Origin of the sequence: Priestia iocasae, assembly GCF_016909075.1 — a bacterium.
Taxonomy (GTDB): Bacteria; Bacillota; Bacilli; order Bacillales; family Bacillaceae_H; genus Priestia; species Priestia iocasae.
This window is the reverse complement of the sequence record NZ_JAFBFC010000005.1, coordinates 268,952-288,872: the sequence shown is the minus strand read 5'-3', so window position 1 is coordinate 288,872 and position 19,921 is coordinate 268,952. Positions and strand designations below refer to the sequence as shown.

Below are 19,921 nucleotides of genomic sequence, written 5' to 3'. Positions count from 1 at the left end.
TAAATTGCCTCTTTTTTGACAAGAAATATAGAGTAAATAAAGTGATGACCTGGAATTGAACAGGAGCTGTGTAAATGAAAAAAAGTTATCGAATTAAGAAAAACGAAGAATTTCAACAAGTGTTTAAAAAGGGGAAATCGGTTGCGAATAGACAGTTTGTTGTATACGTACTAGATAAACCAGATCAGCTTCATTTTCGTGTAGGTTTATCAGTAGGAAAGAAAATTGGAAACGCTGTAGTTCGTAATCGTGTAAAAAGATTATTGAGGCAAACGATCTTTGAATTGAGTCCGCTTTTACAGCAACCAAAAGATTACATTATTATTGCGCGTCATCCTGCTGCTACGATGGATTATGTAGAAGTAAAAAAGAGCTTGCAGCATGTGTTAACAAAAGCAAAGGTGTTAAATAAAGTACATAAATAAGTCGAACGCTCACAAATAGAAAGTAGGGTGTTGTTTTCTATTTAATCTTTATATAATGTACTTGGACAACCTCTTAAAAGAGAAGAGAATAAGCAAAAGGAGGAAATGAAGATTGAGAAAGAAGTTATTATTAGGACTTGTCCTTATCCTATCATTAACAGTGTTAGCTGGATGTACAGAAATTAACCAGCCAATTACATCGGAAAGTAAAGGGTTTTGGAACGAATATGTCGTTTATCCGTTATCATGGTTAATTACGTATTTTGCAAATCTTTTTGGTGACTATGGATTATCTATTATTGTGGTAACACTCTTAATCCGTTTACTTATTCTACCTTTAATGATTAAACAAATGCAAAATACAAAAGCCATGCAGGCATTACAACCAGAAATGCAGAAGCTAAAAGAAAAGCACAGCTCAAAGGATGCTAAAACCCAACAAAAGCTTCAACAAGAAACAATGCAGTTGTTTCAAACACACAATGTAAATCCGCTAGCGGGTTGTTTACCAATTTTAATTCAAATGCCAATTTTAATTGGGTTCTTCCATGCGATTACGCGTACAGAAGAAATCGCTAATCATACATTCTTATGGTTTGATTTAGGAACGAGAGATCCGTACTTTGCTTTACCAATCATTGCGGGTGTTACTACGTTCATTCAACAAAAAATGATGATGGCAGGCTCTGCTAATCAAAACCCACAAATGGCGATGATGCTTTGGATTATGCCAATTATGATTGTTATCTTTGCCATTAACTTCCCAGCAGCTCTATCTTTATATTGGGTAGTAGGTAACTTATTTATGATTGCTCAAACTTACTTTATTAAAGGTCCTGATTTAGGTCAAAAAAAACAGGAATTAGGGGGAGCTAAAAAGTGAACCAACTAACTGCTACTGGTCAAACGGTCGATGAAGCAGTCAAACATGGTTTAGCTCAACTAGGAGTTTCGAGAGATCAAGTAAAAATAGAAGTGGTTGAAGAAGGAAAAAAAGGCTTCCTTGGGATTTTTAAATCAAAACCTGCTGTTGTAAGGATTGAAAAATTACAAGATCCAATTGAAGAAGCAGAGAAATTTTTAAAGCGTGTAAGTAAAGAGATGAATGTAGAGATTGAGGTCGAAGTTATTCAACGTGCAAGAGCATGTGAATTTAAAATTAGTGGTGAAGGACTTGGGGTTCTAATTGGAAAAAGAGGACAAACCATTAATGCATTACAAGTGTTGACTCAACTCGTAGCTAATCGTTATAGTTCCCATTATATAACAATTATGCTGAATCCTGAAGGCTATCGTGAAAAAAGAAAAGCCATTTTAGAAGATTTAGCTGTGAAAATGGCTAAAAAGGTGATCAAAACAGGTAAAGTGGTTCATCTTGAGCCTATGCCTTCTTATGAGAGAAAAATCATTCATCATTCACTGGCTCATCATTCTTCTGTTCGCTCATCATCTGCTGGACGAGAGCCGAATCGAAATGTTGTAATCGAGCCTATTTTAAAAAGCCCTAGGTAACGCTAGGGCTTTTTTTGTTGAATAGCTTAGGTGACACGACAACAAGATTTGGAATAAAAGAAGAGGCTAGTCAGAATTGTTATTCACATGTGGATAAGTTAAAATAATACTGTTATAAACCAATTGGCTGTGAATAATTTAAAGAAGTTAATGATGTTGAATTTGCTTAAAATATGGTATCCTATTTATTTGGTGTAATCTACTTTATTTTAAAGACTCAATGTTTTTGTTTTCATAAAACGGTAAACGATAGTAGTAACAATTCGTGTTGAAATAGATAAAATTGCAAGTGGAAAGGAAATGAGGTGAAGGCTGATGTTAGATTTTGATACAATTGCAGCCATCTCGACTCCGATGGGAGAGGGTGCTATAGCGATTGTTCGCTTAAGTGGAGATGAAGCATTCACAATTGCTAATGCGATTTTTAAAAGCCCTGGTAATAAAAACTTATTAGACGTTCCTTCTCATACGATTCATTATGGTCATATTGTTGATCCAAAAACAGATGAAACGATTGAAGAAGTAATGATGTCAGTCATGAAAGGACCGAGAACCTTTACGAGAGAGGATATCGTTGAAATTAATTGTCACGGTGGAATTGTATCGGTAAATCGTGTCTTACAGCTTGTATTAGCCAATGGTGCTCGTTTAGCGGAGCCAGGTGAGTTTACAAAACGAGCCTTTTTAAATGGTCGTATTGATTTATCACAAGCAGAAGCGGTCATGGATCTCATTCGTGCAAAAACAGATAAAGCGATGAATGTGGCGATAAATCAAATGGAGGGACGCTTATCTAATTTGATTCGTAAGCTTCGCCAGGAGATTTTAGAAACACTAGCGCACGTAGAAGTAAACATTGATTATCCAGAGTACGATGATGTTGAAGAAATGACACATTCTATTCTTATTGAAAAGGCAACGAAAGTAAGAGATGAAATTGCTCAACTACTTCAAACCTCTCAGCAAGGAAAGATTTTACGAGAAGGATTAGCAACGGTCATTGTAGGGCGTCCGAATGTAGGGAAATCCTCGCTCTTAAATAGTCTAGTACAAGATACAAAAGCAATTGTAACAGATATTCCAGGGACAACACGTGATGTGATTGAGGAGTATGTCAATGTTAGAGGCGTACCTTTACGTTTAGTTGACACTGCTGGAATTCGAGAAACAGAAGATATTGTAGAACGTATTGGAGTAGAGCGCTCTCGTCAATATTTAAAAGAAGCTGATTTAATCTTGCTTGTGTTGAACTTTCATGATGATTTCACAGAAGAGGATGAGCGCTTGTTTGAAGCTGTAAAAGGTATGGATTATATTGTGATTGTCAATAAAACAGATTTACCACAAAAAATTAACCTTGAAAAAGTGACTGAATTAGCAGAAGGACATCCTGTTGTAACAACGTCACTTTTACGTGAAGAAGGAATTGATCAGTTAGAAGAAGCAATCGCAGCGTTATTCTTTGAAGGATCAGTGGAGTCACAAGATTTAACGTATGTTTCAAACACAAGGCATATTGCGCTTCTTACACAAGCACAGTCTTCGATTGATGAAGCCATTTCGGGCATTGAAAGTGGCATTCCAATTGATATTGTTCAAATTGATTTAACGAGAACATGGGAACTACTAGGAGAAGTTATTGGAGAATCCGTTCATGAAAGCTTGATTGATCAGTTATTCTCACAATTCTGCTTAGGAAAATAAAAAGGAGGTACAGACATGCACTATCATGGTGGAGATTATGATGTAATTGTTATTGGTGCCGGACATGCAGGGTGTGAAGCGGCGTTAGCTTCAGCTCGTATGGGGGCTAAGACATTAGCCATTACCATTAACTTAGATATGGTTGCGTTTATGCCATGTAATCCGTCTGTAGGCGGACCGGCTAAAGGAATTGTTGTGCGTGAAATTGATGCGTTAGGCGGAGAGATGGGTAAAAACATCGACAAAACGCATATTCAAATGAGAATGTTAAATACAGGGAAAGGTCCTGCTGTTCGAGCATTACGTGCACAAGCAGATAAATTCCTTTACCAGCATGAACTAAAGAAAACGTTAGAAAACGAAGAAAACTTAACGTTGCTACAAGGAATGGTTGAGCGCTTAATTGTTGAGGATGGCGAGTGTAAAGGTGTAATCACACAAACCGGTGCGACATATAAAGCGAAGACGGTCGTTATTACGACAGGGACGTTTCTACGTGGAGAAATTATCCTTGGCCAATTAAAATATTCTAGCGGTCCAAATAATCAACAGCCTTCTGTTCAATTATCAGAGCATTTAGAAGAACTTGGATTTGACCTTGTACGCTTTAAGACAGGAACACCGCCTCGTGTGAATAGCCATACAATTGACTATAGTAAAACAGAAATTCAGCCTGGTGATGATGTGCCACGTGCGTTTTCATACGAAACAACAGAGTATATTACGGATCAGCTACCGTGCTGGTTAACCTATACGAGCGAAAAAACGCATCAAATTATTGATGATAACTTGCATTTATCGCCAATGTATTCAGGGATGATTAAAGGAACAGGTCCTCGCTATTGTCCATCAATTGAAGATAAAGTCGTGCGTTTTAATGATAAGCCAAGACACCAAATCTTCTTAGAGCCAGAAGGACGTAACACGCAAGAAGTGTATGTGCAAGGGCTCTCAACAAGCTTACCAGAGGAAGTACAACGTAAAATTTTATCAACTATTCCAGGGCTTGAGAACGTACAAATGATGCGTGCAGGCTATGCGATTGAGTATGATGCAGTTGTTCCTACACAACTTTGGCCAACGCTTGAAACCAAAGTAGTGAAAAACCTATATACGGCAGGCCAAATTAATGGAACGTCTGGTTATGAAGAAGCAGCAGGTCAAGGGTTAATGGCAGGAATTAATGCTGCAAGACGAGCACTAGGAGAAGACGAGCTTATCCTTAGTCGTTCTGATGCGTATATTGGCGTTTTAATTGACGATTTAGTAACGAAAGGGACTAACGAGCCTTATCGCTTGTTAACATCTAGAGCGGAGTACCGCTTATTACTTCGTCATGACAATGCAGATTTACGTTTAACAGAAATCGGACGTGAGATTGGATTAGTATCAGACGATCGTTATGCTCGCTTCCAAACGAAGAAAGAGCTAATCGAGAAAGAGAAAGCGCGTTTAGCTGCTTTCACTATCAAACCGTCTCCTGAAGTGCAAGAAGTAATCAAGGAAGCAGGCGGAAGTGAATTAAAAGATGGAATTAAGGCACTTGACTTATTAAAGCGTCCTGAAATGACATATGAACATATTTATAAGTTAGCTCCAGCAGAGATGGAAATTGATGCAGATGTAGCTGAACAAGTAGAAATTCAAACGAAATATGAAGGATATATCCAAAAGTCTTTACAACAAGTAGAACGTTTAAAGAAGCTTGAAGATAAAAAAATTCCAGATAACATTGATTATGATGCGATTAATGGACTTGCATCTGAAGCGAGACAAAAGCTAAAAGAGGTACGTCCACTTACGGTTGCACAAGCGTCTCGTATTTCGGGTGTTAATCCTGCAGATGTGTCTATTTTACTTGTGTATATTGAACAAGGTCGTATTGCAAAAGTATCAAACGAATAGAACAGCTAATTTTCAATGTGAAAGGGAAGACATATGAATATAGAACAGTTTCAACAATCACTTGAGGCGAAGGGGATTATCCTTTCGTCTCAACAAATTGAACAGTTTAATATGTACCACAAGTTACTCGTTGAATGGAACGAGAAAATGAACTTAACGGCGATTACAGAATATGGCGAAGTTCTTGAAAAGCACTTTTATGATTCCGTTTCAGCTGCATTCTTTCATGATTTTTCATCTGTTCAAACAGTTTGTGATGTGGGAGCAGGAGCGGGCTTTCCGAGTATCCCTTTAAAGATTTGCTTTCCACATCTTCACGTGACGATTGTGGATTCACTTCAAAAGCGCATTACATTTTTATCAACTTTAGTGGAAGCGTTAAAGCTTGAAAATGTATCGCTTTATCATGATCGAGCAGAGACATTTGGAAAGAAAGAGCTCATTCGTGAATCTTATGATGTGGTAACAGCAAGAGCCGTTGCACGTATTTCAGTATTAAATGAATTTTGTTTACCTCTTGTAAAAGAAAACGGTCTTTTTATCGCAATGAAAGGAGCATCTGCACCTGAAGAGCTCGAAAAAGGCGAAAAGTCAATGCAGGTCTTAGGCGGAAAACTTAATCGAATTGAACATTTCCAATTGCCTATAGAAAATAGCGAGCGCTATATCATTTTTATCGATAAGGTAAAAAAGACGCCTAAAAAGTATCCGAGAAAACCAGGTACACCAGTTAAAATGCCCCTTGAATAGAGAAAAGGAGTAGATAGATGTTTCACATGAAACATCTATCTACTTTTAGAATTTCGTAAGAGTAAGCAGGAAAAAACAAAAGAATAGAGAACTAATTTATGGTGGGATTTTCCTAAAGGTGGTGTAGGATTATGAAGTCTGCTTTTTCCCGTTTTTTTAACTTAAAAGATAAAGTTCAAGATGATATAGACGTTGAACAGCCAATCGAAAGTGAAAACGAAGAAGAAGTGATACGAGATGAAGTGAGACAAATCGAAGTTTCAAGCATCATTCCAAACCGTTATCAGCCGCGTACAGTGTTTAACGAAAGCAAAATTGAAGAGTTAGCGCTAACAATTCGCACACATGGTATTATTCAACCAATTGTCGTACGTCCAATTGATGAACAGTCATATGAGCTTATTGCCGGAGAGCGCCGTTGGAGAGCTGTACAAACGCTCGGTTGGGAGACAATTCCTGCAATTGTAAAACATTTTAATGATACAGAAACAGCTTCTGTTGCTTTAATTGAAAACTTACAACGTGAAGAGCTAACGGCCATTGAGGAAGCAATAGCCTATGCTAAATTAATAGAGTTACATAACTTAACACAAGAAGCATTGGCACAGCGCCTTGGAAAAGGACAGTCTACGATTGCTAATAAGCTTCGATTGTTAAAACTTCCAAATGAAGTGCAAGAAGCCATTAAGAAAAAGTTAATAACAGAACGACATGCACGTGCTCTCATTCCGTTAAAAGATTTAGAAAAGCAGCTTATGGTGTTAACGGAAATTTTAGAAAAGCAGCTGAATGTAAAGCAAAGTGAGGAACGTGTGGCGAAGTTGTTAGAAAATCAAACAACGAAGAAAAAAGCAAAGCGAAAAGCATTTACTAAAGATGCTCGAATTGCAATGAATACCATTCGCCAATCACTTTCGATGGTAAACGATAGTGGAATTTCATTTGATTCTGAAGAAGAAGAGTTTGAAGAATACTATCAATTTACTATTAAAATTCCTAAGAAATAATGTCGTGAATAATCCTCATCTTTTATTATGATGAGGTTTTTTTGTAAAATAGTAAAAAAATTCGCAATTTATTGATAGAATAGGTGGTAGATTAATAGACTTTATGCAAATGAAGGTAGGTGACACCGTGGGCAAGATTATTGCAATTGCCAATCAAAAAGGTGGAGTTGGAAAAACCACCACTGCAGTAAACTTAGGAGCATGCTTAGCGCATCAAGGCAAGAAAGTGCTACTTGTAGACGGAGATCCTCAAGGGAATGCGACGAGCGGCGTAGGTATTGATAAAGCTGAAGTAGATGAGTGTATTTACAATGTCATTGTAGAAGACATGAGTGCGAGAGATGTTATTTGCGGTACAGCTGTTGATAATCTATCTATTATTCCTGCAACCATTCAATTAGCGGGTGCAGAAATTGAATTAGTTTCAACTATTTCTCGAGAAGTTCGTCTAAAGCGAGCACTAGAAGCCGTGAAAGATCAATTTGATTATGTTATTATTGATTGTCCGCCATCTCTAGGCTTGTTAACTATTAATGCATTAACAGCATCAGACTCTGTTTTAATTCCTGTTCAATGTGAGTATTATGCATTAGAAGGACTAAGTCAGCTTTTGAATACCGTTCGTTTAGTGCAAAAGCATTTGAATCATCATCTCCGAATTGAAGGAGTTTTATTAACGATGCTAGATGCAAGAACCAATTTAGGATTACAGGTGACAGCAGAAGTGAAGAAATACTTTCAAGATCGCGTATACCGAACGATAATTCCTCGAAATGTTCGTCTAAGTGAAGCACCAAGTCACGGTGAACCTATTATTCTATATGATGCAAGATCTAGAGGAGCCGAAGTTTATATGGAACTTGCAAAGGAAGTGATGTATAGTGGCGAAAGGATTAGGGAAGGGCATTAATGCATTATTTTCTGGATTGGATGTACAAAGTGAAGACTCAATTAAAGAAGTTGCTCTTCATGAGTTAAGACCTAACCCATATCAACCTCGTAAAACCTTTCAACCTGAAGCGATTCAAGAATTAAAACAATCAATTTTACAACACGGTATTTTACAGCCTATCATTGTGCGCAAAAGCATAAAAGGATTTGAAATTGTTGCAGGTGAAAGAAGATTTCGTGCAGCGAAAGAGGCTGCGTTAGAGACGGTTCCTGTAATTGTTCGAGAGTTTTCCGAACAACAAATGATGGAATTAGCTCTTTTAGAAAACCTACAACGAGAAGATTTAACACCTATTGAAGAGGCAATTGCTTATCAAACGCTGATTCAAAAATTGGATATGACACAAGAACAATTAGCGAATCGACTAGGAAAAAGTCGTCCTCATATTGCGAATCATCTACGCCTGCTTAATCTTCCTGATCCTATTCAACAGCTTGTATCAGATGGAAAGCTATCGATGGGACACGGAAGAGCGTTACTTGGTTTAAAGAAAAAAGAAACGATATTGAACGTGGCGCAAAAAGTAGTGGAAAATCAGTTGAGTGTGCGCCAACTAGAAGAATATATCGCTCAATTAAATGACTATGTTTCACGTGAAACAAAGAAAAAGCCAGAAAAGAACGTATTTGTGAAGGAAAGTGAAGCAAAGTTACGTGAAACATTTGGAACATCCGTACACATTACGCAGCAGAAGAAAAAGGGGAAAATTGAAATTGAGTTTTTTTCACCCGAAGATTTAAATAGATTACTAGATATGCTTCAGAAAGTAACAAAGTCATAATGTAAAGCCAATAAAAAGATTGTCCTAAAGAATGCGTTCTTCATTAGGACAATCTTTTTTATTGCTTCGATTTACGTAAGTTTAGAAAAATAGAGCGGCTTGGCTTTTTTCTTGAGGCATCTTCGCTCGCTTCATAAATACAGTCTGCAATTAAATCTGCCATTTTCATCACCAGAAAGAGTCTGGTATTTTGAAGAACAAAAAACTCCATAAATCCACTGACATTTACAATCCCTGTAATGTGCATATTTCCTACAGGTGGTAAATCTTTATTTACACCTGCTCCAGGCTTTACAGGCCCGCCAGCCATTGAAACCATACCCACACTTTTCATCTTTCCAAGACATGCATCAATCCCAATGACAAAAGGATTATGGTGTGCTTTATGAATATGTTTCAATGTTTCTTTTAAATTAACAGCATGAATAGGTTCCTCTAATGTCCCATATATATGAAAAGAGGATACGCCTTTCTCTTTTAGCTTCGTTCCAACCAGTGGGCCTAATGAATCACCAGTTAGACGATCTGTTCCAATACATACGACGACAATTTGTTTATCTAGAGAGGTAGGTAGAAACGATAGCAAGCTTTCTTTTAAAGTAGTCAAAGCATCTAGTTCATCATGGGGAATACGGATCGGATCTCGATTCCTCTCAAAGAAGGAGGATTTTACGTTCATAGTGCCCACTCCTTTTACATAGTAGTAACAGTATACGAAGATTTATAGAAATCTATACATATATTAGATAGTTTGGAGGAGAATGAATGTGGAAGTCTGGTTTTAAATGGATGTTTTTAATTATGGGAACAATGATTGGAGCAGGATATGCATCTGGACGTGAATTATGGCAATTTTTCGGCGAAGAAAGTGGACTGGCTATTATTCTATTTACCGTTATCTTTTCGGTGTGCTGCTATACCATTATGACCATTAGCTATAAGCAAAAAACAGAGCACTTCTTGCCTGTCTTACATGTGTTGGTGGGGAAAAAATGGAGTCATATTTATGATGTGCTAATTATTTTATATCTGTTTACGACAACAGTTGTCATGCTAGCAGGTGGAGGGGCGACGTTGGAGACGTTTCACGTTCCTTATTGGGTGGGAATTGTTCTTTTTTCCATTTTTGTCGTATTGGTTTTTCTAAAAGGATTAAATGGCATGATTACGATGAATGCTATGATTATTCCGGTTTTAATCATAGGGTTAATAGGTGTATTGTTTATCTTTATGTTTGATAATGACAAGCCTTGGGCACTAGAATGGACGGCGCAAGCAAATTGGCCTGCTGCTTTTACATTTACATCACTTAACATCTTACCACTTGTAGCTGTGTTATCTGCGGTAGGAAATCAAATTAAAGATCGAGGAGAAATTGGGATTGCAAGCATTGGAAGTGGCTTAATTTTAGGAGCTATCTCATTTATTTATAATGAGTCATTAATGCAAGTTGCTGAATCACTACCATTATACGAAATCCCTCTGTTTGCCATTTTGAAGCATTTCCCGTATTTTATGCTAGTGTTTATGACGGGCCTGTTGCTCATTGCAATTTATACAACAGCTGTATCGGGCATTCTTGGGTTAACGACTCGATTTAAAGGATGTACAAAAATGCCGCTATGGCTCTTAGCTTCAATTCTTCTTTTACTCATGCTACCCTTTACAACCTTTGGCTTCTCAACACTCATCTCAATTCTTTATCCTATTTATGGATTGTTGAATTTATATTTATTAACCGCTATTTTGTTATATCCAATTGTAAATCGCTACAAAATATAAAAGAAAGTTGTTAAAATAAAACACATAACATACTTACAACATAAGGTAGGAACAATGAATGATACAGTCATTACAAAATGAATTTAGTTCAATAATGAAATCGTTGTTTAATGAAAGCACATGGCAACAGATCGGGTTTTCCGTAATTAAAATTTTGTTCATCCTTTTAGTAGCTACGTTCTTTATTCGTATAGGAAAGGCTATGTTGAATAAAATTTTTGAAGTAAGAACAAAAAGTCCTCTTCGTATTTCAGAACGTCGAGAAGCTACGTTAATGAAGCTTGTACAAAATGTCTTTACGTATGCGGTCTACTTTATCGCGCTTGTGATGATTTTAGAAGCAATGAGCATTAATATAACGGCTTTGTTAGCGGGTGCTGGTATTGTTGGCTTAGCGGTAGGTTTTGGCGCTCAGAATCTCGTACGAGACATTATCACTGGATTCTTTATTATTTTTGAAGATCAGTTTTCAGTAGGAGATTATGTAAGGGTTGGCTCATTTGAAGGAACGGTTGAGGAAATTGGGTTACGCACGACGAAAATTAAAAGTTGGACAGGAGAGCTCAATATCTTACCTAATGGAAGCATCATTGAGGTTACGAACTTTTCAATCCATAATAGTGTAGCTTTTGTTGATGTGAGTATCTCATATGAAGAAGATATTCAAAAAGCGGAAAAAGTAATCGCTGACCTTCTTGAGGAATTGCCTGAGAAATATGAGGATATGGTCAAACCTCCAGAGATCCTAGGTATTCAAACGTTAGGTCCTTCTGAGCTCGTCATTCGCGTCATTAGTGAAGTAAAACCGATGCGTCATTTTTTCATTGCTAGAATGCTAAGAAAAGACATTCGCGTTCGATTAAATGAGCATGGCATTGAGATTCCATTTCCACGAATGGTTATGTATAATCGTACAGAAGAAATAAGTGCGAAACAAACGAGAATGAATGAGTAATCGTAAGCGAGGGGTAGGAAGATGATTGAAAAAGAATTTGGTTTATTAGACGTTGTAGAAATGAAAAAAGCCCACCCTTGTGGTGAAAACCGCTGGAAGATTATTCGTATGGGAATGGATATACGAATTAAATGTGAAGGATGCGGCCATAGCGTGTTAATTCCAAGACGTGATTTTGCGCGAAAGATGAAGAAAGTCTTAATTAAGCATGAGGAATGACCTCATGTTTTTTTTACGCTTTCGATAAAGATTGTAAATGATAGGTAAGTGAATAGTGCTTGTCTTTTTAAATATGACTCACTATAATTGTGAAAGGTTAACTTGTTTTCGGATTATAAAAGAGGAGTGAAATAGATATGGCTTTAACAGCGGGTATTGTTGGTCTTCCGAATGTCGGGAAATCAACGTTATTTAACGCAATTACACAAGCGGGTGCAGAATCAGCGAACTACCCTTTCTGTACAATTGATCCAAACGTAGGAATTGTTGAGGTTCCAGATGAGCGTTTACAAAAATTAACAGAGTTAGTGAAACCTAAAAAAACAATTCCAACTGCTTTTGAATTTACAGATATCGCAGGAATTGTAAAAGGTGCCAGCAAAGGAGAAGGACTAGGAAACAAATTCTTATCTCACATTCGTGAAGTAGATGCAATTTGTCAAGTTGTTCGCTGCTTTGTTGATGAAAACATCACACACGTTTCGGGAAAAGTAGATCCAATTTCAGATATTGAAACCATTAACTTAGAGTTAATTTTAGCAGACTTAGAAACGGTAGAGAAGCGACTTAGCCGAGTAGAAAAAATGGCAAAGCAAAAAGATAAAGACGCAATGTATGAGCATGAAATTTTAGTGAAATTAAAAGACGCGTTTGAAAGCGATCAACCAGCTCGTGCCGTTTCGTTCACAGATGAGCAATTACGTCTTGTAAAACAATTACATCTATTAACAATTAAGCCGATTCTTTATGTAGCGAACGTAGGAGAAGACGAAGTAGCAGATGCTTCAAATAACGAATACGTAGCACAAGTTCGTGAATATGCTTCAAAAGAGGGTGCTGAAGTAATTGTTGTATGTGCAAAAATTGAATCGGAAATTGCTGAACTAGAAGGCGAAGAAAAGGACATGTTCTTAGAAGAGCTAGGAATTGAAGAGTCTGGATTAGATCAATTAATCAAAGCTTCTTACCAGCTTCTTGGTTTAGCTACGTATTTCACTGCTGGTGAGCAAGAAGTACGAGCGTGGACGTTTAAAAAAGGTATGAAAGCACCTGAATGTGCGGGAATTATTCATACAGACTTTGAACGTGGATTTATTCGTGCTGAGACAGTCGCTTATGAAGAGCTTGTTACAAATGGTTCAATGGGCGCTGCTCGTGAGGCTGGAAAAGTAAGACTAGAAGGAAAAGAATACATCGTAAAAGACGGCGATGTTATGCACTTTAGATTCAATGTTTAATAAATAAATTGTAAAACAGTTAAACTCTAGGATTCGTCCTAGAGTTTTTTTATGAAAAATCAGCTTCTTTTAATAAAAAAGGTAAAGTTCAACGCTCATAATATACAAACGTATGTTCTTGTGTTATAATTATCCATATAAAATAATAGTCGAACATTCCAAAGATGATAGATAAATGAAAGTAGATGCAGTGATCTTCCATTTATGTTAGCATTTCATCCTATTTACAATCCATAATCAGCATAGAAACCATCGGAATGAAAGAGTTCGTTTAATTGTTAAGATGATATTGCTTTGGCTATGACCTTGTGCTATAATCTTAATTTGTGAGTGATATTTTATTGCTCCTTGCCCCTCAGAGGGCCGTTAGACCAAAAGGAGGTGACAGTGATGAAAAAATACGAAGTTATGTATATCATCCGTCCAAACATTGATGATGAGGCTAAAAAAGCTTTAGTTGAGCGTTTTAATGGCGTTTTAACTGACAATGGCGCAGAAATCTCAAACGTAAAAGAATGGGGTAAACGTCGTTTAGCTTATGAAATCAACGATTTCCGCGACGGTTTCTACATGATTCTTAACGTAGCGTCAGGTAACGAAGCTATTCAAGAATTTGATCGTCTTGCTAAAATCAGCGAAGACATCATCCGTCATATCGTTGTTAAAGAAGCAGAATAATTAATTGTTTAAATAAAAAAGTTTTAATTCCTTAAGGAGTGGTTCTGATGATGAATCGCGTAATTCTAGTAGGGCGCTTGACAAAAGATCCTGAATTACGTTATACGCCAAATGGAGTAGCTGTCGCAACCTTCACATTAGCTGTAAACCGCTCGTTTACAAATCAGCAAGGTGAACGTGAAGCAGATTTCATTAACTGCGTAGTATGGCGTCGTCCTGCTGAAAATGTGGCGAACTTTTTGAAAAAAGGTAGTTTAGCTGGTGTAGATGGTCGTGTACAAACTCGTAACTTTGAAGGACAAGACGGTCGTCGTGTTTATGTTACAGAAGTTTTAGCGGAAAGCGTACAGTTCTTAGAGCCTAAATCTGGTGGCAATGATAACATGCAAAGAAATAGCTTTGCTGGACAAGGCCAAGGCCAAGGTTCAGGTGGATCAGGACAAGGCTTCCCATTTGGGGATAATCAGAACCGTAACTCAGGTAATCAAGGTTATACTCGTGTTGATGATGATCCATTTGCAAATGATGGTCAACCAATTGACATTTCAGATGACGACTTACCTTTTTAAGAACTCATCTTTCGAGTATACATTTCGGATATAACATAACATAAAACGGAAGGAGGCGTATTCGGATGGCAGGTCGCAAAGGTGGTCGTGCAAAGCGTCGTAAAGTTTGTTTCTTTACAGCTAACGGCATTACACATATCGATTACAAAGATGTGGATTTACTAAAAAAATTCGTTTCTGAGCGTGGTAAAATCTTACCTCGTCGTGTAACAGGTACGAATGCAAAATACCAACGTAAATTAACTATCGCTATCAAACGTGCTCGTCAAATGGCTTTATTACCATACGTTTCAGGCGAATAATAGTTGAGATGTATATGAGAGACAGTAGGGAATCCCTTACTGTCTTTTTTTACATTATTATTTCCTTGGCAAACATTTGATTATCACGCAACGAACCGATAAAATAAGAAATAGCTTATAACATATGAGGTGGAGTTGTGAAAGGAACACGATTTATTACAGAAGGAGCGATGTTATTAGCCATTTTTGTTGGGCTATTGCTCTTTTCATTATACATACCGATAATTGGTCAGTTATTTATGCTTAGTTTAGCTGTTCCATTTATCATTTTTACTGTTCGCCATGGGTTGAAAAAGGCTATTGTCTTTTTCATTGTGTCATTGTTGCTAGGCGTTCTTTTTGGGCGTGTAGTCGCATTACCAATGGTAGTTGCTTTTGGGATGAGCGGTGTGTTTATGGGGTATTTATACAAGCAGCAACGAAGTCGGTATATCATTCTTTTAGGTGGAACGGTTGCATTTAGTATGACGTTATTACTACTCTATGTACTAGTAAATGTCGTACTCAACATCAACTTAATGGAAGTAATGGAGCAAGCATTAAGTGAATCCATTGCGATGTCAAAACATACATTAGAAATGATGGGGCAGACGCCAAATGAAGCGCAGATGAAGCAATTTGAACAGGCGTTAGATCTCATTAAGTACATGTTTCCATCTTTAATTGTGATGGTTTCGTTTGTATTTGCGTTTATTACGCAGCTAATTACAGCACCTATTTTAAAAAGAATGCGTTATGAAGTGGAGCGTTTTCCACCATTTCATCAGCTACAGTTACCAAAAAGCATTCTTTGGTACTATTTATTAGTGCTTATTTTATCATTTTTTAGTATGGAAACTGGTTCATTTTTATATATTGCTGTTGTGAACTTATTGATGGTGTTACAAACACTCATCTTAATTCAGGGGTATTCGTTTATCTTCTATTTTTGTCGTCAAAAAGGATATTCAAAAGTCATTCCGATTGTCGTCATTGTCCTATCATTAATTATTCCGATTTTTCTTCAATTTGTCCGCATCTTAGGTATAATTGATTTAGGTTTTGATTTACGAAAGAAGCAACAGAAATAATAAAAATAGTACGTTGATTAACTCAAAGATTAGGAGCTGAAATGGATGCCTGTCTTTACAAAAAAGAACTTGATTCGCTATCCATTTTATTTGCTTTATAGCCTTACCTTGATTTTAACGGGTATTGTTACTTATCATAATTGGATCGTAGGAGCAGTAGGGTTTTTATTGCTTTTTACTTTTCTAGCCTTATTTGTTAAGATGGAGCGAATAATGTTCAACGAGTTCGAATCGTATATCTCTATGCTTTCTCATCGATTGAAGAAAGTAGGGGAAGAGGCATTAATGGAGATGCCTATTGGAATTATGCTCTTTAATGAAGACTTTCAAGTAGAGTGGACCAATCCATTTCTTGCATCATGCTTTGCAGAAGATACGCTTGTAGGCCGTTCATTGTATGATGTCGCCGAGAGCCTAATCCCACTGATTAAGCAAGAAGTGGAGTCAGAAGTCGTCACACTTCATGATCGAAAGTTTAAAGTCATTATTAAGCGAGAAGAACGACTACTTTATTTCTTTGATATAACTGAACAAACAGAAATTGAAAAGTTATATGAAGATGAACGAACAGTATTAGCTATTATTTTTCTAGATAATTATGATGAGTTAACTCAAGGAATGGATGATCAGCTTAAAAGTAATTTAAATAGTCAAGTGACATCGCTGATTAACAATTGGGCCAACGAGTCAGGTGTGTTTATTAAACGAACATCATCTGATAAGTTTATTGCGGTTATGAATGAGCAAATTCTCATTCAGTTAGAAAGAAGTAAGTTCTCTATTTTAGATAAAGTACGAGAAGAGACATCGAAGCAAAGCATCCCTCTCACATTAAGTGTAGGGGTAGGAACGGGCGGCTCTACTTTACCAGAGCTTGGAGCATTGGCACAATCGAGCTTAGATTTAGCATTAGGTCGTGGTGGTGACCAAGTCGCGATTAAACAACCAAACGGTAAGGTCAAGTTTTACGGTGGAAAAACCAACCCAATGGAAAAGCGTACAAGAGTAAGAGCGCGAGTCATTTCACATGCACTAAAAGAACTTGTGACAGAGAGTGGTAAAGTGATTATCATGGGTCACAAATTCCCTGACATGGATGCGATAGGTTCAGCGATTGGGATTTTAAAAGTAGCACAAGTGAATCAAAAAGAAGGATTTATTGTGTTAGATATGAATCAAATCGACACAGGCGTTCAAAGATTGCTTGAAGAGATTAAGAAGAAGCCAGATTTATGGTCTCGTTTTATTACGCCAGAAGAAGCGTTAAATATTTTAACAGATGATACATTATTAGTTGTTGTTGATACACATAAACCATCTCTTGTCATCGAAGAGCGGTTAATTAACAAGATAGAGAATATCATTGTTATTGATCATCATCGTAGGGGAGAGGAATTTATTGAAGATCCTCTGCTTGTCTATATGGAACCTTATGCTTCGTCTACGGCTGAACTGGTGACAGAGTTACTTGAATATCAACCAAAGCGCTTTAAAATTGATATGCTAGAAGCTACGGCTCTTTTAGCAGGTATCATTGTTGATACAAAGAGCTTTACGTTACGAACAGGTTCACGTACGTTTGATGCTGCATCATTTTTACGCTCTCAAGGAGCAGATACGGTTCTTGTTCAAAAGTTCTTAAAAGAAGATTTGAATCAGTATGTTCAGCGAGCAAGGTTTATTGAAAATGCAGAGATTTATCGAGATGGCATTGCAATTTCAAAAGGCGAAGAAGATGAAACCTACGATCACGTACTCATTGCACAAGCTGCTGACACGTTGTTAGGCATTAGCGGTGTCGGTGCTTCATTTGTTATTTCAAAAAGGCGTGATCAGCAAGTAGGGATTAGTGCTCGTTCATTAGGTGACATTAACGTTCAGGTGATTATGGAGGGCTTACAAGGTGGCGGTCATTTAACAAATGCAGCGACACAGTTAAATAACCTTACTCTCCATGAAGCGGAAGAGCGATTAAAGAAAGTAATAGATGATTATTTAGAAGGAGGCAAAAAATCATGAAAGTAATTTTCTTGAAAGATGTAAAAGGTAAAGGGAAAAAAGGAGAAACAAAAAACGTAGCAGATGGCTATGCGCATAACTTTTTGCTTAAGCAAGGCTTAGCAGTTGAAGCGACAGGTGGGAACTTAAAAGCCTTAGAAGCACAAAAAAATAAAGCAAAGCAAGAAGCGGCAGAAGAGCTAGAGAAAAGCAAAGAGTTAAAAGAAGAATTAGAGAAGCTAACAGTTGAGTTAAAAGCGAAATCTGGAGAAGGTGGCCGTTTATTTGGCTCAATTACGAGTAAACAAATTGCGGATGAGCTTCAAAAGAAGCATAAAATTAAAATTGATAAGCGCAAAATTGAAATGAATGACGCCATTCGTGCACTTGGGTATACAAATGTTCCGGTTAAACTTCATCCGGAAGTAACAGCGACAGTGAAAGTGCATGTAACAGAACAATAAGAAACCATGATAAACAAACGATGAGTCAATGAAGTGCCTGATTCTCCAATTTAACAATATCCAGTACTTACTTTTTATTCAAAGACTAGTTATTGTAAGGGAGGGTCTGGCTCTTTTCTTTTCGTATCGTCAAGGTGGCTTTTTGGAAAAAGAAGCATCTAATTAAACAGGATGAAGAGGGGCAAAGAAACTATGAGTGATCTTTTAGCAGACCGTCTTCCGCCCCAAAATATTGAAGCTGAACAAGCTGTACTAGGGGCAATCTTCTTAGAACCATCTTCCTTAACATTAGCATCCGAGCTGCTGATACCAGAAGATTTTTATCGAGCTGCACATCAGAAAATCTTTAACTGTATGCTAACCCTTGCTGATAAAGGCGAACCGGTAGACTTAGTGACAGTGACATCAGAACTAGCTGATCAAAAGATTCTTGAAGAAATTGGTGGCGTTTCGTATCTAAGTGACTTAGCGAATGCCGTGCCAACAGCGGCAAACCTCGAGTATTACGCCAAGATTGTGGAAGAGAAGTCTATCTTAAGAAGGTTAATTCGTACAGCTACACATATTGCTTCTGAGGGGTACGCAAGAGAAGATGAAGTAGAAGTTTTATTAAATGAAGCGGAGAAAAATATTTTAGAGGTTGCTCAACGTAAAAATACAGGCGTCTTTCAGAACATTAAAGACGTATTGGTTCAAACCTATGACAACATTGAGCAGCTTCATAATCGAAAAGGTGATATTACAGGTATTCCAACTGGATTCGCTGAATTAGATCGTATGACAGCAGGATTTCAACGTAGTGATTTAATTATTGTGGCTGCCCGTCCATCAGTAGGTAAAACGGCCTTTGCCTTAAACATTGCCCAAAACGTGGCTACAAAAACAGACGAAAATGTCGCCATCTTTAGTTTAGAGATGGGCGCACAGCAGCTTGTCATGAGGATGCTTTGTGCAGAAGGAAATATTAATGCACAAAATTTACGTACAGGGTCTTTAACGTCAGATGACTGGGGAAAGCTAACGATGGCCATGGGGTCTTTATCGAATGCGGGTATCTATATTGATGATACGCCAGGGATACGTGTAGGTGATATTCGTTCTAAATGCAGACGTCTGAAGCAAGAAGGTGGCTTAGGGATGATTCTTATTGACTACCTACAGCTTATCCAAGGTAGCGGCCGCGGCGGCGAGAACCGCCAACAGGAAGTATCAGAGATTTCCCGTGCGTTAAAAGGATTAGCGCGTGAGCTAGATGTTCCAGTAATCGCATTATCACAGCTTTCTCGTGGAGTAGAGTCTAGACAAGATAAGCGTCCAATGATGTCTGATATTCGTGAATCAGGAAGTATTGAGCAGGATGCGGATATTGTGGCGTTCCTATACCGTGATGATTATTATGATAAAGAATCGGAAGATAAAAATATCATTGAGATCATTATTGCAAAGCAGCGTAATGGTCCTGTAGGAACCGTTCAATTAGCATTTGTGAAAGAATACAATAAGTTTGTGAATTTAGAGCGGCGATTTGATGACTCTGGTATTCCGCCAGGTGCTTAGGGACTGTGTCAAAAAGCCTCTATTTAAAACAACTCATACTATCCCTTGTCTCT

At 37.5% G+C, this 19,921-nt stretch carries 21 protein-coding genes; 20 read left to right on the top strand and 1 reads right to left on the bottom strand.

Going from position 1 to position 19,921, the window contains the following annotated elements:
- Positions 1–74: 74 nt before the first annotated feature.
- The 9 genes from rnpA to JOC83_RS15130 all read left to right on the top strand — a co-directional run bounded on the left by rnpA (position 75) and on the right by JOC83_RS15130 (position 9,036).
- Positions 75–425 (top strand): ribonuclease P protein component, encoded by a 351-nt coding sequence (gene rnpA, locus JOC83_RS15170; RefSeq protein ID WP_205188225.1) that lies wholly within the window; start codon positions 75–77, stop codon positions 423–425.
- A 112-nt stretch (positions 426–537) separates the two neighbouring features.
- Positions 538–1,308, top strand: a complete 771-nt coding sequence (gene spoIIIJ, locus JOC83_RS15165) for a YidC family membrane integrase SpoIIIJ (RefSeq protein WP_205188224.1) — start codon at positions 538–540, stop codon at positions 1,306–1,308.
- On the top strand, positions 1,305–1,937 hold the full coding sequence (gene jag, locus JOC83_RS15160; RefSeq protein ID WP_205188223.1) for an RNA-binding cell elongation regulator Jag/EloR: 633 nt from the start codon (positions 1,305–1,307) through the stop codon (positions 1,935–1,937). Before spoIIIJ ends, jag begins: the two co-directional genes overlap by 4 nt.
- 315 nt (positions 1,938–2,252) lie before the next feature.
- Positions 2,253–3,641 carry a tRNA uridine-5-carboxymethylaminomethyl(34) synthesis GTPase MnmE gene (gene mnmE, locus JOC83_RS15155; protein ID WP_205188222.1) on the top strand — a complete coding sequence of 463 codons (1,389 nt, stop codon included), beginning with the start codon at positions 2,253–2,255 and terminating at the stop codon, positions 3,639–3,641.
- A gap of 15 nt (positions 3,642–3,656) precedes the next feature.
- Complete coding sequence (mnmG, locus tag JOC83_RS15150; protein ID WP_205188221.1) at positions 3,657–5,546, top strand: tRNA uridine-5-carboxymethylaminomethyl(34) synthesis enzyme MnmG; 1,890 nt, start codon at positions 3,657–3,659, stop codon at positions 5,544–5,546.
- Between the two features lie 33 nt (positions 5,547–5,579).
- Positions 5,580–6,296: a 16S rRNA (guanine(527)-N(7))-methyltransferase RsmG gene (rsmG, locus tag JOC83_RS15145; RefSeq protein ID WP_205188220.1), complete on the top strand. Its 717-nt coding sequence runs from the start codon at positions 5,580–5,582 to the stop codon at positions 6,294–6,296.
- Between the two features lie 131 nt (positions 6,297–6,427).
- Positions 6,428–7,303, top strand: coding sequence for a nucleoid occlusion protein (gene noc, locus JOC83_RS15140; RefSeq protein ID WP_205188219.1), 876 nt, complete (start codon positions 6,428–6,430; stop codon positions 7,301–7,303).
- A gap of 127 nt (positions 7,304–7,430) precedes the next feature.
- A complete protein-coding gene (locus tag JOC83_RS15135; protein WP_205188218.1) occupies positions 7,431–8,213 on the top strand; it encodes an AAA family ATPase in 783 nt (260 codons plus the stop codon).
- Positions 8,185–9,036 carry a ParB/RepB/Spo0J family partition protein gene (locus tag JOC83_RS15130; protein ID WP_205188217.1) on the top strand — a complete coding sequence of 284 codons (852 nt, stop codon included), beginning with the start codon at positions 8,185–8,187 and terminating at the stop codon, positions 9,034–9,036. The genes JOC83_RS15135 and JOC83_RS15130 overlap by 29 nt, the downstream gene beginning before the upstream one ends.
- A 58-nt stretch (positions 9,037–9,094) precedes the next feature.
- Here the strand turns inward: JOC83_RS15130 and yyaC are convergent, their stop codons facing one another.
- The gene (gene yyaC / locus JOC83_RS15125; protein WP_205188216.1) at positions 9,095–9,715 is read right to left on the bottom strand and encodes a spore protease YyaC; all 621 of its coding nucleotides are present in this window, start codon (positions 9,713–9,715) and stop codon (positions 9,095–9,097) included.
- 86 nt (positions 9,716–9,801) lie between these two features.
- Here yyaC and JOC83_RS15120 point away from each other — a divergent pair, with 86 nt between their 5' ends.
- The 11 genes from JOC83_RS15120 (at position 9,802) to dnaB (ending at position 19,868) form a co-directional block, all read left to right on the top strand.
- A complete protein-coding gene (locus JOC83_RS15120) occupies positions 9,802–10,818 on the top strand; it encodes a YkvI family membrane protein (RefSeq protein ID WP_205188215.1) in 1,017 nt (338 codons plus the stop codon).
- Between the two features lie 58 nt (positions 10,819–10,876).
- Entirely contained in the window at positions 10,877–11,773 is an 897-nt protein-coding gene (locus JOC83_RS15115) for a mechanosensitive ion channel family protein (RefSeq protein WP_205188214.1), read from the top strand.
- Positions 11,774–11,794: 21 nt separating this feature from the next.
- Positions 11,795–11,992, top strand: coding sequence for a DUF951 domain-containing protein (locus tag JOC83_RS15110; protein WP_205188213.1), 198 nt, complete (start codon positions 11,795–11,797; stop codon positions 11,990–11,992).
- A 137-nt stretch (positions 11,993–12,129) separates the two neighbouring features.
- The gene (gene ychF, locus JOC83_RS15105) at positions 12,130–13,230 is read left to right on the top strand and encodes a redox-regulated ATPase YchF (protein ID WP_205188212.1); all 1,101 of its coding nucleotides are present in this window, start codon (positions 12,130–12,132) and stop codon (positions 13,228–13,230) included.
- A gap of 390 nt (positions 13,231–13,620) precedes the next feature.
- Positions 13,621–13,908 carry a 30S ribosomal protein S6 gene (gene rpsF / locus JOC83_RS15100; protein WP_205188211.1) on the top strand — a complete coding sequence of 96 codons (288 nt, stop codon included), beginning with the start codon at positions 13,621–13,623 and terminating at the stop codon, positions 13,906–13,908.
- Between the two features lie 47 nt (positions 13,909–13,955).
- Positions 13,956–14,477 carry a single-stranded DNA-binding protein gene (ssb, locus tag JOC83_RS15095; RefSeq protein WP_205188210.1) on the top strand — a complete coding sequence of 174 codons (522 nt, stop codon included), beginning with the start codon at positions 13,956–13,958 and terminating at the stop codon, positions 14,475–14,477.
- Positions 14,478–14,542: 65 nt separating this feature from the next.
- Positions 14,543–14,779 carry a 30S ribosomal protein S18 gene (rpsR, locus tag JOC83_RS15090; RefSeq protein WP_110114500.1) on the top strand — a complete coding sequence of 79 codons (237 nt, stop codon included), beginning with the start codon at positions 14,543–14,545 and terminating at the stop codon, positions 14,777–14,779.
- A 137-nt stretch (positions 14,780–14,916) separates the two neighbouring features.
- On the top strand, positions 14,917–15,849 hold the full coding sequence (locus JOC83_RS15085) for a YybS family protein (RefSeq protein ID WP_205188209.1): 933 nt from the start codon (positions 14,917–14,919) through the stop codon (positions 15,847–15,849).
- Between the two features lie 45 nt (positions 15,850–15,894).
- The gene (locus JOC83_RS15080; RefSeq protein ID WP_205188208.1) at positions 15,895–17,868 is read left to right on the top strand and encodes a DHH family phosphoesterase; all 1,974 of its coding nucleotides are present in this window, start codon (positions 15,895–15,897) and stop codon (positions 17,866–17,868) included.
- Positions 17,865–18,311: a 50S ribosomal protein L9 gene (gene rplI / locus JOC83_RS15075; RefSeq protein ID WP_205188207.1), complete on the top strand. Its 447-nt coding sequence runs from the start codon at positions 17,865–17,867 to the stop codon at positions 18,309–18,311. Before JOC83_RS15080 ends, rplI begins: the two co-directional genes overlap by 4 nt.
- Before the next feature lie 192 nt (positions 18,312–18,503).
- Positions 18,504–19,868, top strand: a complete 1,365-nt coding sequence (gene dnaB / locus JOC83_RS15070) for a replicative DNA helicase (protein ID WP_205188206.1) — start codon at positions 18,504–18,506, stop codon at positions 19,866–19,868.
- Positions 19,869–19,921 lie beyond the last annotated feature (53 nt).